This window comes from Pseudomonas sp. LF020, from assembly GCF_053456425.1.
Genome location: NZ_JBRFIX010000001.1, coordinates 12503 through 28767, shown reverse-complemented (window position 1 = coordinate 28767; position 16265 = coordinate 12503). Strand labels below are relative to the sequence as shown.

Sequence of the window (16265 nt, the reverse complement as noted above, 5' to 3'; positions counted from 1 at the left end):
CTGAAAGGCGCCGTTGTCATGAATTCCAATAACATCAGCGAACTGGTCCTGCTGCAGGCCCACGAGCTCGCCGAACGCATCCGCCTGCGCCAGGTGTCCTGCCGCGAAGTGATGCAGACTTATCTTGCCCATATCGAACGTTTCAACCCGCAGGTCAACGCGCTGATCAGCCTGCAGTCACCGGAAACCCTGCTGGCCCAGGCCGATGCGCGCGATGCCGAACTGGCGCGCGGTGAATACCGTGGCTGGATGCACGGCCTGCCCCACGCGATCAAGGATCTGTCGCTGACCCAGGGCATCCGCACCACGCTGGGTTCACCGCTGTTCAAGGACTTTATCCCCGAGCGCGACGGCATCATGGTCGAGCGGATCAAAGCGGCCGGTGCGATCATCATCGGCAAGACCAACACCCCGGAATTCGGCCTCGGTTCGCAGAGCTACAACCCGCTGTTCGGCGCCACCGGTTGCGCCTATGACCCGAGCAAAACCGCGGGCGGCAGCAGCGGTGGCGCGGCGGCAGCACTGGCGATGCATCTGGTGCCGGTGGCCGATGGCAGCGACATGATGGGTTCGCTGCGCAACCCGGCGGCGTTCAATAACATCTTCGGGTTCAGACCTTCTCAGGGCCGCGTGCCGTTTGATGACAGTGCCGATCTGTTTTTCGATCAACTCGGTTACGAAGGGCCGATGGCGCGCAGCGTGAGGGATGCGGCATTGCTGCTGTCGGTGCAGGCCGGGGGCGATGCGCGGGCGCCACTGTCCATCGCTGAATCCGGTGAGGTCTTTGCGGCGCCGCTGGAGCGTGATTTCAAGGGCACGCGGTTGGGATGGCTGGGGGATTTCAACGGTTATCTGCCGATGGAGAACGGCATCCTCGGACTGTGCGAAAAAACCTTTGCCGACTTCGAAAGCCTCGGCTGCCGGGTCGAGTCGGTTGAACCGGGTTTCGCTCCCGAGCGGTTGTGGAGCAGTTGGCGGACGTTGCGGCACTGGATGGTCGCGGGGTCTTTGGGCGCGGCCTACGCCGATCCGCAGAAGCGCGCGCAGCTGAAACCGGAAGCCTGCTGGGAAGTGGAAAACGGTCTGAAGCTCTCGGCCAGCGAAGTGTTCGCTGCCTCGGTGGTGCGCAGCGACTGGTATCGGGCGATCTCGCGCTTGTTCGAACAATACGACTATCTGCTGCTGCCGAGCGCCCAAGTCTTCCCGTTCGATAAAACCCAGCCGTGGCCCAAGGCAATCGAAGGCGTGGCCATGGACACGTATCACCGCTGGATGGAGGTGGTGATCCCCGGCACGTTGTCCGGTTGTCCGGTGGCCAGCGTCCAGGCCGGCTTCAATGCACAGGGGTTGCCGATGGGGCTGCAGATCATCGGCCGGCATCAGGCGGACTTCGCGGTTCTGCAACTGGCGCACGCGTATGAACAGGCCAGCCGCTGGTTCGAACGCGTTCCTTCACCGCTGCTCGGCCCATGATTTTGATAAACGGTTGAAAGCGTAGAAAAAATTTTTGAATTTACGCTTGACGCTTTTCCATTTCAGGGGAATAATGCGCGCCACTTGGCTACATAGCTCAGTTGGTTAGAGCATAGCATTCATAATGCTGGGGTCCGGGGTTCAAGTCCCTGTGTAGCCACCAAGTACTAAAAACGGCTTACCGAAAGGTAGGCCGTTTTTTTATGCCTCGAAAAAACCATCATCTCTGGTGAGGGGATTCATTCCCTTCTTGCCCAGTAAAAAGCGAACAGGACGGCTGCGCAGTCCATCGGGGATAAATCCCCTCGCTACAGGGCTATTCAGAATTCTCTGCCGACAGGGCCATCAGCCCCTTCGCCCAGATCTGCCGGGTTCGCAACCCGACCATCGCCCGCCAGTCCGGATCCGCCGGATAGAACTGCTCCAGCAGATTCAACTTGATAGCCTGCCCCGTCGCATCCAGCGGATCACCATGCAGATGCAGCCAATGGTCATCGCGCAAATGCCGATGCACGTCTGGCCCCGGATACGTCCCGCACTCGATCACGAATGGCATCAGTTGCACGTCGGGCAACGCATTGAGCAGCGCCTGCGAGGTGTACCCGGTAGCCGTCGCTGCCACACCGGTTTCGCTCAAGGTCTCGGCGCCGGTGTGCAGCGTGTAAAGCCATGGGCCATAAATCGCCTGTGCCTGCGCGAGTGCCGGATAAGGCGCCTGGGTGATGGTGAGCAACATCGGATGCCCGTACTCCCCTGCCCCGGTGTGCAGGTCGAAGCACATGACGGTTTCAGCGCCAGCCACATGTGCGTCGATGATTTGATGCAACGTGCGATTCGACCAGCTCGGCGCGCGGCCGCCATAGAACAGTCCATCGGGATGGCTATGCTGGCCGCCCTCGACAATCGACATCACCGCCGGCCAGCCGTGTTCGGCAATCTGCGCGTCGAGCAAGGCATCGGCGCGCTCACGTTCAGGGCCGTGCAAATCGGTGCAGGCGTAGATCTCGTGCAGTGTGGCGTAGGCGCGGTTGTCCGGCAGCGGCCCGGTGAAATCCAGGTGATTGCGGTTGAGGTCGATGTTGTCTTCGTTGACCCGGCGCAGCCACGCGGTACCCCATGGATTGATCAGGTGAATCATCACTACCGCGACATCCTTGGGCAGCGAACCCGGCACGAAGGTCTTCAGCCAGTCGATCTGGCAATCCGAACCGTAATAGCCCTCGACCCCATGGGTACCGCTGAGTGCGACCAGCCGGCGTTTGGCTTGCGGATCACCGAGCACCGCGACGTCAGTGCTCAGCGGTTCGCCAAAAGGGCCGCAACGCGGATGGGCGTAGGAGGTGAGCGTGGCTCCGGCAGTTTGGGCGGCGGTCAGAAACTGTTCGCGTTGATCGCGGTAACTGGATTCGGTGGGGAACTCGCTGTGCATGTCGGCCTCTTGTGTTTTTTATGGCTTGACCTTTGTAGGAGTGAGCCTGCTCGCGATAGCAGTGGGTCAGTCAACTTAGATGTTGAATGTTATGACGCCATCGCGAGCAGGCTCACTCCTACAGGGGGGTGTTTGCGGTCGTTCGATTGAGGTTGACCCTAGCGAACATCCGCCCCGAAAAGAAAGACAAAAATGCCCACCGGTTTGCGTCGCGACCGACCGGTCGATAAAGTCCGTCAGACCTTTCACCCCACGGACGGAGAGCCCCACGTGTTTCCAGCCCTGCCCCTGAGCCGCTTTCGCCTGCCTGCCCTGACGCTGATCATCAGCGCCCTGACCCTCACCGCATGCAACGCCCCGCCCTCCTCGACCTTGCCACTGGCGCCGGAAGCCGCCTCGGGCTATCGCACCGATCTGCAGACCCGCCACGCCAGCAAACACATGGCCGCTGCCGCCAACCCGCTGGCCGCCGAGGCCGGGCGCGAGATGCTGCGCAAGGGTGGTTCGGCGATTGATGCAGCGATTGCGATGCAGGCGGTGCTGACCCTGGTCGAGCCGCAATCCTCCGGGATCGGTGGCGGTGCGATGATCGTGTTGTGGGACGGCAAACAGGTGCGCACCTATGACGGACGCGAAACCGCACCGGCGGGCGCCACCGAGAAGTTGTTCCTGCAGGCTGACGGCAAACCGATGCCGTTCCCGCAGGCGCAGATCGGCGGGCGCTCGGTGGGCACGCCGGGCGTGTTGCGTGCGCTGGAAATGGCACACAAACAACACGGTCGACTGCCGTGGGCCACGCTGTTCGAACCGGCGATCAAGCTCGCCGAGCAGGGTTTTGCGATTTCGCCGCGCTTGCATTCGCTGCTGGATTCCGACCCGGTGATCCGTAAATCGCCGGACATGGCCGCGTACTTTCTCAACAGCGACGGCAGCGTCAAAGCGGTCGGCACGCGCCTGCAGAACCCGGCGCTCGCCGCCGTGCTCAAGCGCATCGCCAACGAAGGCCCGGACGCGCTGTACAAAGGCCCGATCGCCGAAGAGATCGTCGCCAAGGTGCAGGGCCACGCCAACCCCGGCAGCCTGTCGCTGAATGATCTGCAGCGTTATCAGGCCAAGGAACGCGCCCCCCTGTGTACCGACTACAAACGCTGGCAGGTCTGCGGCATGCCGCCGCCGTCGTCGGGCGGGATCGCCGTGGCGCAGATTCTCGGCACCTTGCAGGCGCTGGAAACCCGCGACCCGCGCCTGTCGCTGACGCCGCTCAAACCCGTGAAAACCAACAAACCGGCCGGTATCGAACCCGATCCCCAAGCCGTGCACCTGATCGCCGAAGCCGAACGCCTGGCCTACGCCGACCGGGCGCAATACGTCGCCGACACCGATTTCGTTCCGGTGCCGGTCAAAGGTCTGGTCGACCCGGGTTATCTGGCCAGCCGCGCCAGCCTGATCGGCGAACGCAGCATGGGCAGCGCCCAACCGGGCACCCCGCCGGGCGTGCAAGTGGCCTACGCCCCGGATCGCTCGCCGCTGCGCATCTCCACCTCGCAAGTGGTGGCGGTGGATGACCTCGGTGGCGCGGTGTCGATGACCACCACCATCGAAGCGGCGTTCGGCTCGCACCTGATGGTTCAGGGCTTTTTGCTGAATAACCAGATGACCGACTTCTCGTTCATCCCCGAAGAGAACGGGCAGAAAGTCGCCAACCGCGTCGAACCCGGCAAACGCCCACGCTCGTCGATGGCACCAACCCTGATCTTTGACCGCAACAGCGGCGAATTCCTCGCCAGCGTCGGCTCGCCGGGCGGCTCGCAGATCATCGAATACGTGGCGAAAACCACCGTCGGCCTGCTCGACTGGAACCTCGACCCGCAACGCGCCATCAGCCTGCCCAACTTCGGCAGCCGCAACGGCCCGACCGAACTGGAACAAGGCCAGTTCAGCCCGGCGCTGATCCAGGCGTTGAAAGATAAAGGGCATGTGGTAAATGAAATCGACATGACCAGCGGCACTCAGGCGATCGTGCGGATCAAGGATGCGCAAGGGAAAGCCTCGCTGGAAGGTGGCGCAGATCCGCGGCGCGAAGGGGAAGCGTTGGGGGATTGAGGTTACGCAGAGAAAAGAAAAGGCTTACCGCGAGGTAAGCCTTTTTTCATGCAACTGATTTAAATCCAAAGACTATCCGCTCAACGATTAGCCACCAAATGCGCCCCAAACAGCAAATAACAACCACCGGCCAAACGATCCAGCCATTGCCGTGAACGCTCGTAAACACTGGCGATCCGGCGGCTGGCGAAGAACAGCGCGACGCTGCAATACCAGCTGAACGACAACGTGGCCATGGTCAGCACCGCCAGCGCCAACAACAGTGGCGGGACGTGGGCCGGCATTGCGGTGGCGAAGATGGTGGCGACGAACAGTGCCGATTTGGGGTTGGTCATGTTGCCCAGCAAGCCTCGCCCGTAAGCGCCGAGCAAGGTTTGCTGCGACTCATCCAGCGTGCCGGGGGCAATCGGCGCCTTGCGTTTGAACTGCTTGAGTCCGAGCCAGATCAGGTAGCAGCCACCGGCGATCTTGAAGCTCAGGAACAGGGTTGGCGCCGCGCTGAACAAGGTCTGAATACCCAAACCGCCGGCCAGGCCCCACAACACGGTCCCGCTGGCGACGCCCAGCGCCGCGACCACCCCGTGACGACGCGAGCGGCTGACCGCCAGTTGGGCGATGTTGAAGAAGTTCGGGCCGGGGGTGACCACTGCGACCGTCCACAACAGCGCCAGCGACAGCAACGGAGCGAGATAGCCAGAAAGCGAAAGGTCCATGGGGCGAGCGCCTGATTGGTTCGACAATGCCCCACACCTTGCTACATCCGGCGCAGGTTTTCCATCAGGCAAATATCACAACGGCAGGGTTTTACCGTCCACCGCATCGCCAATCGTCAGGAAATGCCCGCCGGCGACGTGGTGCAGCGTGCGCAAGCCGTCGTGCCCGTCGAAATGCCAGCGGCCGTCGCTGAACACCCGTTCATCAGCCTGAGCGGCGATGACTTCGGCGAGGAACAGGTCGTATTGCTCGTGGTTGCGCGGTTCGGGCAGCAAGCGGCATTCGAGCCAGGCCACGCAGCCTTCGAGCAACGGCGCCTCAACGGTTTCACCGGTGAAGGTTTGCAGGCCGTAAGCCTGAAACTTGTCCTGCCCCTGATTCTGCCGGATCTCCAGCCCCGAGGTATTGCCGACGGTTTGCACGATGTCGGCCTGATTGACGCACGGCACGTTGAGCACAAAGGTGCCGGACGCTTCGAGCAACTGGCGGGTCCAGGTGGACTTGTCGAGGACGACCGCTACTTTCGGCGGTTCGAAATCCAGCGGCATAGCCCAGGCGGCGGCCATGATGTTGCGCTGGCCGTCATGGGCAGCGCTGACCAGCACGGTCGGCCCGTGATTGAGCAGACGGTAGGCTTTGTTCAGGGGAACCGGGCGGCGATGGGAAGCGCTCATGGGGATCTGCTCCGGGGAAAAAGGAACAGATTGTAGCGCCAGACCACAGAAAGAAGGCGGATGAAAAACCTGTGGGAGCGAGCTTGCTCGCGAAGGCGATAGGTCAGTTACATCAATGTTGAATGACACACCGCATTCGCGAGCAAGCTCGCTCCCACATGGGATCAATGGAGGTTAGTTGGAGAGTTGATTGGCAAACTGCCCGACCGCATCCACCACTTTCTGCGCGCCGTCCTGGATCTCGACGATCACCGTGCCCGCCTCCGCCGCCAGCGCCAGGCCCTGCTCGGCCTGCAGCTTGCCATCGGTCATCAGGGCCACGGCGTTGCGCGCCATCTCCTGGTTCTGCCGCACCACAGTGACGATCTCTTCGGTCGCCTGGCTGGTGCGCGAGGCCAGTTGCCGCACTTCGTCGGCCACCACCGCAAAGCCCCGGCCCTGCTCGCCAGCGCGGGCAGCTTCGATGGCGGCGTTGAGCGCCAGCAGGTTGGTTTGTTCGGCAATGCCGCTGATGGTTTTGACGATGGTGCCGATCACCTGCGACTGCTCGTTCAGCGCCTCAATGCCTTCACCGGCCGCCTGCATGTGGCGCGACAGATCACGCATCACATTCACCGCCTCGGTGACCACCGTGGTGCCGCGTTGCGCGGTGCTGTCGGTTTGCTGCGAAGTGCTGTAGGCAATGCTGGCCGCGTCGGCAACCGCTTGTTCGCGGTTGACCTGATCGGTAATCACCGTGGCGAATTTCACCACTTTGTACAGTTTGTTGTTGGCATCGACCACCGGGTTGTAGGACGCCTCCAGCCACACCGTACGACCATGGCTGTCGACCCGTTTGAAGCGGTCGGCGACAAACTCGCCATTGTTCAGACGACGCCAGAAGTTCTGGTATTCGGCGCTGTTGTACTCCTCCGGTGTGCAGAACATCCGGTGATGTTTGCCTTTGATCTGCGCCAGGCTGTAACCCATGCCATGCAGAAAGCGCTCGTTGGCATTGAGCACGTTGCCATTGAGGTCGAACTCGATCACCGCCGTCGAACGCACCAGCGCGCCGATCAGGTTTTCGTGTTCGCGGGAAGCTTCGATGGTGCGGGTCAGGTCGCTGGAGAAGATCGAGAAATGTTTGATCCGCCCGTCCGAAGCGCGCACCGGCTGCACGATGGAGCGCAGCCACGCTTCTTCACCATTACCGCGCAGCAGGCGCACGGCGCCAGCGAAATGCTCGCCACGGGTCAGTGCGGCCTTGAAACGATGATGAAAGTCATCGGCCTTCACATGCGCCGGAACGATGTCTTCAATGGCGCGCCCCACCAGATCCTGGCTCTTGTAGAGCATCTCGCCGAGGAAATTCTGGTTGACCGACTGAATCCGGCCATCGGGTTCCAGAGTCAGCACCAGCATCTCGCTTTCCAGGCTTTCCTTTACCTGCAGCAGGCTGGAGAGTTCTTCACGAAGAGTGGCCAGCTCTTGCTTGAGGCGTTTGTTGAACATGGGGAAGTACCGATAGGCAGGGTAGAAAGCGGGATGCAGCTTAACCATCGGCCTTGGAAAACTTTTCTGAAGAGCGTTTGAGACTGGTCAGTCAAAAATAATCTCAATAGGCCATTGGTCTAAACCGTCACCCCGCAACGCGGTTACAAAAGCCGCCGCTCTGGTCCGGCCACTTCAGGTATTCTCAGGGAAAATTGCAACAACATGTTGCAGGTATCCGCCCGATAAGGAGTGCCCTTTTGGATTTATCGACCGCTGCCTGGATGGTGCATGACACCCGCCTGATTCTCTGCTGTCTGGTGGCGATTGCCACCATCATCGTGCTGATCAGCGCGACTAAACTCCCGCCCTTTCTATCGATTCTGATCGGCACCTTCATTGCTGGTATCGGCGCCGGTTTGCCGCCGGAAGATGTCGCCAAGGCCTTCAGCAAAGGCGCCGGGGCGATTCTCGGTGAAGCCGGGATCATCATCGCCTTGGGCTCGATGCTCGGCGCGCTGATGGCCGAGTCCGGCGCGGCCGACCGTATCGCCTCGACCCTGCTGGGTCTGGGCAAAGGCAAGTCCTTGCCGTGGGTCATGGCGCTGGTGGCGATGGTGATCGGCTTGCCGCTGTTCTTCGAAGTGGGGCTGGTGATGATGGTGCCGATCATCTTCGTCATGGCCCGTCGTTCGGGGCAGCCATTGTTGAAAATCGCCATTCCGGCGCTGGCCGGGATGACCACCCTGCATGCCTTGATGCCGCCGCATCCCGGGCCGCTGATCGCGGTCAGTGCGTTGCATGCCGATCTTGGGCTGACCATGTTGCTGGGCTTCAGCATTGCGCTTCCGGCGGTGATTCTGGCGGGGCCGATCTACGGCAACTGGCTGTCGAAACGCATGCACGTCGATGAGCCGGCAGAGCTCGGCGCACTGTTCAGCGCCCCGCCGAAAGCGCCGCGCCAGCCGAGTTTCGGCCTGTCGTTGCTGATCATTCTGTTGCCAGTGCTGCTGATGCTCGGCAGCACCCTGGCGAAAGTCGCGATGAGCCCGGAAAGCAGCGTCGCCCTGACCCTGAGGTTCCTCGGCGAACCGCTGGTGGCGCTGGGCATCGCGGTGATGGCGGCGGTGATCTGCCTCGGCTGGGCCAACGGCATGCCACGTGAGCAAGTCGGCGGTACGCTGCGCAAAAGCCTGGCGCCGATTGCCGTGTTGTTGCTGACCATCGGTGCTGGCGGCGGCTTGAAGCAGACCTTGCTGGACGCCGGTGTCAGCCAGACCATCAGCAAAGTCGCCGAAGGTGCGCACATGCCGTATCTGCTGCTGGCCTGGCTGATTGCCGTGGCCCTGCGTCAGGCTACGGGTTCGGCGACCGTCGCGACCACGACGACGGCGGGGATTCTGGCGCCGATGATGGCGGGCCTCGCCGCGACGCAAAGCTCGTTGGTGGCGCTGGCGATTGGCGCCGGCTCAGTGTTCTTCTGCCACGTGAACGACGCCGGCTTCTGGATGGTTCGCGAGTACTTTGGCTTGCAGCTCAAACAGACCATCTGGGTCTGGTCGATCCTGCAAACCATCGTCTCGGTGGTGGGACTGGTGGGGACGTTGCTCTGGTGGCACTGGCTGACCTGAAAATTCTCAGGAACAGGGCGCCACGGATTGGCGTCCGACTCCCGGCATACGTCCGCCGAAGTAGGCCGCGCTGACGATGCCAACCGCCCCCATCACCGCACAGAACATCACGCAGATCCACGGGCTCCACGGCATCAGACCGATCAGCAACAGCGGTGTGATGCTCGCCCATGCGGCGTAGGCAATGTTGTAGGTGAAGGAGATGCCGGACACCCGGATACGCGCCGGGAACAGACCGACCATCACCGACGGCACCGCGCCGACCACTCCGCACGCCAGACCGGCGATGGCATACGCCAACCCCACCCAGTCGCCGCCCATGATCAGACAGCTATAAAGCACACCAATGCCCAAGGGCAGCAGCAGGCTATACAGCATGACCGTGCGCCAGGCACCGAGGCGATCGACCAACAGACCTGCAATCACACAACCGATGTTGAGAAAGACAATGCCCAGTGCACTCAGGGCAAAGGTGTGGCTGGCGGTCATGCCGAAGGTTTTCTGCATCATGGTCGGGGTGATGACCACGAACACCACCACCGCCGAGGTCAGCACGCAGGTCAGCAGCATCGCCGGCAACATCGCCAGGCGATGTTCGCGCAACACCGTACGCAGCGGCAGTTCGACCCGTGCCTCACGCTGGGCTTCCATGGCCATGAACACCGGCGTTTCGCTCAACCAGCGGCGCAGGTACACACCGATCACGCCGAACACTCCGCCAAGCAGGAACGGATAACGCCAGGCGTAGTCGAGAATTTCCGCCGGGGTGAACACTTGTGCGAGGAACGTGGCGGTCAGCGCGCCGATCAGGTAACCAAAGGTCAGCCCGGCCTGCAAAAAGCCCAGCGCGTAACCGCGATGCCCGGCAGGCGCGTGCTCGGCGACGAACACCCAGGCGCTCGGCACCTCGCCCCCCACCGCTGCACCTTGCAGGATGCGCAGCGCCAGCAACAGCAGTGGCGCGAAATAACCGATCTGGGCATAAGTCGGCATGATCCCGATCAGCAGGCACGGCAGCGCCATCATCAGGATGCTCAGGCTGAAGACTTTCTTGCGCCCAAGTCTGTCGGCGAAATGCGCCATCAGGATCCCGCCCAGCGGGCGCGCCAGATAACCGGTGACGAAGATCCCGAAGCTTTGCAGCAGACGCAGCCATTCGGGCATTTCCGGCGGGAAGAACAATTGGCTGAGGGTCAGGGCGAAGAACACGAAAATGATGAAATCGTAGATCTCCAGCGCCCCGCCGAGGGCCGCAAGGCCGAGGGTCTTGTAGTCGGAACGGCTGAACGGCGCCGGTCGGGCTGTGGATTGGGCAGTCATGGCAAAGAACTCTGGCAGGCAAAAAACCAAGGCGCTCATGGTCTACGCAAATGCGCTGATGGACAACCCGTTAGACCATAGTCATGGTTTGGCAAAACCTGCTCACAAAATGGCTTGGCTTGATTTACTGTTGAGGCTTGTCTGGCGGGACACGCCTGAATCAGGTTCTGCCTCTGTGGCGAGGGAGCTTGCTCCCGCTGGGTCGCAAAGCGGCCCCCTCTGAACCGTAAAAGAAGGGGACTGCTGCGCAGTCCAGCGGGAGCAAGCTCCCTCGCCACAGGGTTGTCGGGTTTGAATGTCCCAAGGACCACAATAACCATAAAAATCCGAGGTACTCCCTGTGGCCGTTGATATCGAAGATAGCCGCTCCGCGCGCTTTGCCTTGCGCTGTTCAAGCTTTGCCGAACGCTGGTTCCCCGACTCCTGGGTGTTCGCCGCACTGGCGGTGATCATTGTCGCGTTGGCCACCCTGGCCATGGGCGCCAAACCCACCGATGCCGCGATGGCGTTCGGCGACGGCTTCTGGAGCCTGATCCCGTTCACCATGCAAATGGCCTTCGTGGTGATTGGCGGGTATGTGGTCGCCAGTTCACCGCCGGCGGTCAAACTGATCGACAAACTGGCGCGCATCCCGAAAAACGGCCGCTCCGCCGTGGCCTGGGTCGCGCTGATCTCGATGGTCGCCTCGCTGTTGAACTGGGGCCTGTCGCTGGTGTTCGGCGGTTTGCTGGTGCGCGCCCTCGCCCGCCGCACCGATCTGAAAATGGACTACCGCGCGGCCGGTGCGGCGGCGTATCTGGGCCTCGGCGCGGTGTGGGCGCTGGGGCTGTCATCGTCGGCGGCGCAATTGCAGGCCAATCCGGCCAGCCTGCCGCCGGCGATTCTGTCGATCACCGGGGTGATTCCGTTCACGCAGACCATCTTCCTCTGGCAGTCCGGCGCGATGCTGCTGGCGCTGATCGTGATTTCGATCATCGTCGCCTATGCCACTGCGCCCGGCCCGAACTCTGCGCGCGACGCCAAGGATTGCGGCATCGACCCGGCGTTCAATCTGCCACCACTGCAACCACGCACCCGGCCCGGCGAATGGCTGGAACACAGTCCGCTGCTGATTATCTTGCTGGTGTTGCTGGCGGCCGGCTGGCTGTTCCACGAGTTCTCGAGCAAACCGGCGATCACCGCGATTTCCGGACTCAACACCTACAACTTCCTGTTCATCATGCTCGGCGCCCTGCTGCACTGGCGCCCGCGCAGCTTCCTCGATGCGGTGGCCCGCGCGGTGCCAACCACCACGGGCGTGCTGATCCAGTTCCCGCTGTACGGCTCGATTGCCGCGCTGCTGACCACGGTCAAAGGCGCCGATGCGCAGACGCTGGCCCATCACATCTCGACCTTCTTCGTCAGCATCGCCTCGCACGACACTTATGCGCTGTTGATGGGCGTGTACTCGGCGATTCTCGGTTTCTTCATCCCGTCCGGCGGCGGCAAGTGGATCATCGAAGCGCCGTACGTGATGCAAGTGGCCAACGATCTGCAATACCACCTCGGCTGGGCGGTGCAGATCTACAACGCCGCCGAAGCGCTGCCGAACCTGATCAACCCGTTCTACATGCTGCCGTTGCTGGGTGTACTCGGCTTGAAGGCGCGGGACCTGATCGGCTTCTCGTTCGTGCAGTTGCTGGTGCACACGCCGCTGGTGCTGTTCCTGCTGTGGGTGCTGGGGACGACATTGGCGTATACGCCGCCGGTGATGCCGTAGATTGACGAGATTGCACCTGCCTTAGGGCAGGTGCAATCAATGTTGCTCGGAGGGCAGGAATCTCAACAGTTCAGGCAAAGCAACTTGAACCGTATCCCAGACGACATCCAGATTGATGAAATAGCCATGAGCAAGTCGGTTCTCGTTCATACGGGCCGGGCCTGTTCAAGTACCTGCTGACGAAACTTCAGCGGAAGGTCTCCCGGCGTCAGCAGGTCGACGGTAACGCCCAGCAAATCTTCAAGCTCAACCTGAAGCCCGCCGAGATCAAACAAGGTGGCACCGGGCAATGGATCGACCAACAGATCAAGGTCACTGCCTTCCATATCGGTCCCCAACACCGTCGAGCCAAACACGCGCGGATTGGCCACACGGAATCTGCCGACAACCTCACGAACGGCAGCTCGTTGCAGATCAAGAGCAATGGAAGGCTTCATGGTTCACTCAGGCCAGTTTCGGTATTGCAGCAGTCTAGCAGTGCGGAGGGGTCGTAGACACCGCACGATTTTGTAACCCAACCGTCACATTCCCTTGCTAGCGTCCGCCGAAACATACTGAAACATTTAAGCAAAACGGGCGCGACATGAACGACGAGACGAACGACAAAGAACCCACCTCGCCAGAATCCGACACCCCTACCGACACCAGCCGCCGCCGCTTCCTCGGTGGTGTTGCCGTCCTCGGCGTGGGCGCGACGCTGGCCGGCTGTGGCAGCGCCAGCGATCAGCCGGGCAAACCAGTCGAGCGACCGCTGACGCCAGCCGAGCTGGACAAGGCCCTGCGCGAGCAGGTGAAAACCGTGGTGGTGATCTACGCCGAGAACCGCAGCTTCAACAACCTGTTCGGTGATTTCCCCGGTGTCGAGAAGCCGCTGTCGTCGCTCAAGCCTGCCGATTACCAGCAACGTGACCGCGACGGCAGTCTGTTGCAGTCCCTGCCCCCCGCCTGGGGCGGCGTGTTGCAGATCGGCCCGCAAACCCTCGATGGCGTGACCTACCCCGCCGCTACGCAGTTTCAGGAAAATCTGCCCAACGCACCGTTCGCCCTCAAAGGCCCGAATGGTGAAGATTTGCCGTTCGGCCTGGTCACCCGTGATTTGTGGCACGTGTTTTATCAGAACCAGATGCAGATCAATGGTGGCAAGAACGACGGCTTCGTCGCCTGGGCCGATTCCGGTGGGCTGACCATGGGTCATTACGCACAGAGTCGTTACTCGCTGCGCCTGTGGGACGTGGCGCAAGAATTCGTGCTGTGCGACAACTTCTTCCAGGGCGCTTTCGGCGGCTCGTTCCTCAACCACCAGTATCTGATCAGCGCCACCGCGCCGTTCTATCCGGACGCGGCCAATTCGGTAGCCAAATCGCAAATCGCAACGCTGCAAAGCGCTGACCCCGCCGATCCGCGCCTCAAACCACTGGAACAATCGCCGGCCAGCGCCATGACCGGTCCGCCGCAGTTCGGCCCGAGTGCGCTGACCCCGGACGGCTACGGTGTGAACACCCTTGCCCCGCCGTACTGGCCGACGTGGATTCGCGACCCGGAGCGTCCGGCCTACTCCAAGCCGGATCTGCCCAACGTGATGGTGCCGCAGACCCACGAGCACATCGGCGACAAGCTGTCGAAGAAGAACGTCGACTGGGCCTGGTATGCCGGCGCGTGGCAGGCGACGCTGGAGCAGTACAAGGATTCGGGCGGGATTCCGAAGATCCCCAACTTCCAGTATCACCACCAACCGTTCAACTACTTCAAGCAGCAAGGTCCGGAGAACCCGGACGAGCGTAACAAACGCCTGCGCGATGCCGGCCTGGGCGATGAATCAAGCACCAACAAATTCTTCGCCGATGCCGAGGCCGGCAAGTTGCCGGCGGTGAGTTTCTACAAACCCCAGGGCAACCTGAACATGCACGCCGGTTATGCCGACGTCGCCTCGGGTGACCGGCACATCGTCCGCGCCTTGAAAGTGCTGCGTGAAAGTCCGCAGTGGAAAAACATGGTGGTGGTTGTCACTGTCGATGAAAACGGCGGCTGGTGGGATCACGTGGCGCCGCCCAAAGGCGATCGCTGGGGCCCGGGTTCACGGGTGCCGGCGCTGGTGGTGTCGCCGTTCGCCCGCAAAGGCACGGTGGATCACACGGTCTACGACACGGCGTCGATCCTGCGCCTGATCACCCGGGTGTTCCAGCTCGAAACCCTCGATGGCCTCAAGCAGCGCGATGAGGCGATGAGCGCACGCGGCCAGAAACCCATGGGCGACCTGACCAACGCTCTGCAGTTTCAGGCCTGAAAACCCGGTTCTGCGGGCTGACGCAAAAATCCGTGAATGACGGCTTCTCTGTGCAACACGGCTGATCCAATATGAAGCGCCCCGAAATCCCGGGGAACCCACGCTGAAAAGGATCTGAGCATGTTCAAACTCGCAGGACTGACCTCCGCAGCCTTCACCCTCGCCGCGCTCACCCTGAGCGCGGCGGCCCACGCCGATGTCGATCTGAAGCTGGGCAGCACCGAACGCGTCACCCGCCTCTTCGCCTACCCCAACAACTGCAGCGTGATCTGCTATCGCAACTGGTCGCTGGAGCAGACCGTCGCCCATTACCTGAGCCAGAGCGTGCAACGCGATGGCTACAGCAATGCCAAGGTGTTGGTGAAGAACGATAACGGGCAGATTTACGCCGAGATCAGCGGCGTTCCCGAAGGCTACGACAAGCCGCTGTCGGCGCTACTGGACGCCGGGGATCTGGCCTATACCGGCGCCAGCAAGCTCAATGCCGATGGCAAGTGGGCGTACAGCTGGTATCTGTTCCTGCCGTTGGGCATGGCCCTGGAAAACCGCAAGAGCGTCGAACTGCTGCACTTTCCGCCCGATTACTCGCTAACCCAGGCCCAGGATTATCTGCGCTCGAACACCACCGACCGCTGGGCCACGCTGCTGACCGCCAACGGCATCCCGGCTGACCAGACGCCGGCCTATCAGACCATCATCGACATCGCGCCAATCGCCGCGCCGTCCAATGCCGGCAGTGATCTGGAGGGCGTCTACGACTACTTCAAGGATTACCAGACCACGCTGGTCAAGCAGTTCAGCCAGACCAGCGCCGGTAGCACCCTGCCGATGGTCGCCTTCGGTGCGCCGGTGCGTAACTGGATCAAGCAGCAATACGGCCCGACCGTGGCGGTATTGGGTCTGGCGACTATCAGCCCGAGTGCAGGGGTGAACGTGCCGGTGCTGGGATCGAACCACCCGAGCTACATCTGGTACGCCGCCGATCCGGCGAGCTACGACGGCGATGAAGCGAAAGCCGATGCCGCCGGTTTGAAGGTCATGGGTCAGGACTTGAGCGCCGCTTGCTGGCAGGCCGGAATGGGCAGCAAACCCGGTACCGATGCGAAAACCCTGCTCGACAGCTGCAAGCAGTCTTGGCAAGTGACGCAGAAGGTCAAAACCTGTGAGCTGTTCTACACCTCGATCCGCAACCTGAGCCCGGCGGATGCTGCCGCCAAGTGCTCGACCACGCCGATCAAGACGCAGCTGCAACAGCTTCAGGGCGAATTGCCGGACACCGCCGTTCCCGCACCACACCTCTGATCCGCTGAAAAAGCTTCCCGTGTCAGTCAATGCTGACGCGGGAAGCAGCGGATTACGCCTGTCAGATCTGACAGTAGACGGTTTGAGAGATACACCGGAATATTGG

The 16265-nt window shown here is 61.8% G+C and carries 12 protein-coding genes, 1 tRNA gene and 2 pseudogenes; 7 read left to right on the top strand and 8 right to left on the bottom strand.

All coding sequences use genetic code 11. From position 1 onward, the window contains the following. Positions 1-18: 18 nt before the first annotated feature. Positions 19-1473, top strand: coding sequence for an amidase (locus ACU680_RS00140; RefSeq protein WP_448178357.1), 1455 nt, complete (start codon positions 19-21; stop codon positions 1471-1473). An 86-nt stretch (positions 1474-1559) separates the two neighbouring features. Next, a tRNA-Met gene (locus ACU680_RS00135) sits at positions 1560-1636 on the top strand. A 153-nt stretch (positions 1637-1789) separates the two neighbouring features. Here the strand turns inward: ACU680_RS00135 and ACU680_RS00130 are convergent. Then, positions 1790-2902 carry a DUF2817 domain-containing protein gene (locus ACU680_RS00130; RefSeq protein WP_448178356.1) on the bottom strand — a complete coding sequence of 371 codons (1113 nt, stop codon included), beginning with the start codon at positions 2900-2902 and terminating at the stop codon, positions 1790-1792. Positions 2903-3172: 270 nt separating this feature from the next. On the opposite strand from ACU680_RS00130, the gene ggt reads away from it, so the two are divergent. Further along, positions 3173-5005, top strand: a complete 1833-nt coding sequence (gene ggt, locus ACU680_RS00125; RefSeq protein ID WP_448178708.1) for a gamma-glutamyltransferase — start codon at positions 3173-3175, stop codon at positions 5003-5005. Positions 5006-5085: 80 nt separating this feature from the next. Here the strand turns inward: ggt and ACU680_RS00120 are convergent, their stop codons facing one another. The 4 genes and pseudogenes from ACU680_RS00120 to ACU680_RS00105 form a co-directional block, all read right to left on the bottom strand. Further along, entirely contained in the window at positions 5086-5718 is a 633-nt protein-coding gene (locus tag ACU680_RS00120) for a LysE family translocator (RefSeq protein WP_448178355.1), read from the bottom strand. 75 nt (positions 5719-5793) lie between these two features. Then, positions 5794-6393, bottom strand: coding sequence for a flavin reductase family protein (locus ACU680_RS00115; protein WP_448178354.1), 600 nt, complete (start codon positions 6391-6393; stop codon positions 5794-5796). Positions 6394-6567: 174 nt separating this feature from the next. Beyond that, positions 6568-7005 (bottom strand): annotated as a pseudogene (locus ACU680_RS00110) (methyl-accepting chemotaxis protein); the annotation flags it as partial. A gap of 102 nt (positions 7006-7107) precedes the next feature. Continuing rightward, positions 7108-7794: pseudogene (locus tag ACU680_RS00105) on the bottom strand (PAS domain-containing protein); the annotation flags it as partial. A 329-nt stretch (positions 7795-8123) separates the two neighbouring features. Here ACU680_RS00105 and ACU680_RS00100 point away from each other — a divergent pair. Continuing rightward, a complete protein-coding gene (locus ACU680_RS00100) occupies positions 8124-9494 on the top strand; it encodes a GntT/GntP/DsdX family permease (protein ID WP_448178353.1) in 1371 nt (456 codons plus the stop codon). A 6-nt stretch (positions 9495-9500) separates the two neighbouring features. Here ACU680_RS00100 and ACU680_RS00095 read toward each other — a convergent pair whose 3' ends face one another. Next, entirely contained in the window at positions 9501-10814 is a 1314-nt protein-coding gene (locus tag ACU680_RS00095; RefSeq protein ID WP_448178352.1) for an MFS transporter, read from the bottom strand. A 340-nt stretch (positions 10815-11154) separates the two neighbouring features. On the opposite strand from ACU680_RS00095, the gene ACU680_RS00090 reads away from it, so the two are divergent. Then, positions 11155-12573, top strand: coding sequence for a short-chain fatty acid transporter (locus ACU680_RS00090; protein ID WP_047599146.1), 1419 nt, complete (start codon positions 11155-11157; stop codon positions 12571-12573). Positions 12574-12609: 36 nt separating this feature from the next. Here ACU680_RS00090 and ACU680_RS00085 read toward each other — a convergent pair whose 3' ends face one another. Both ACU680_RS00085 and ACU680_RS00080 read right to left on the bottom strand, forming a co-directional pair. After that, the gene (locus ACU680_RS00085; RefSeq protein ID WP_448178351.1) at positions 12610-12723 is read right to left on the bottom strand and encodes a HepT-like ribonuclease domain-containing protein; all 114 of its coding nucleotides are present in this window, start codon (positions 12721-12723) and stop codon (positions 12610-12612) included. Beyond that, on the bottom strand, positions 12720-13010 hold the full coding sequence (locus tag ACU680_RS00080; RefSeq protein WP_103368563.1) for a nucleotidyltransferase family protein: 291 nt from the start codon (positions 13008-13010) through the stop codon (positions 12720-12722). Before ACU680_RS00080 ends, ACU680_RS00085 begins: the two co-directional genes overlap by 4 nt. A 146-nt stretch (positions 13011-13156) precedes the next feature. Here ACU680_RS00080 and ACU680_RS00075 point away from each other — a divergent pair, with 146 nt between their 5' ends. Both ACU680_RS00075 and ACU680_RS00070 read left to right on the top strand, forming a co-directional pair. Next, positions 13157-14857, top strand: a complete 1701-nt coding sequence (locus tag ACU680_RS00075) for an acid phosphatase (RefSeq protein WP_448178350.1) — start codon at positions 13157-13159, stop codon at positions 14855-14857. A gap of 120 nt (positions 14858-14977) precedes the next feature. Next, on the top strand, positions 14978-16159 hold the full coding sequence (locus ACU680_RS00070; protein ID WP_448178349.1) for a hypothetical protein: 1182 nt from the start codon (positions 14978-14980) through the stop codon (positions 16157-16159). Positions 16160-16265 lie beyond the last annotated feature (106 nt).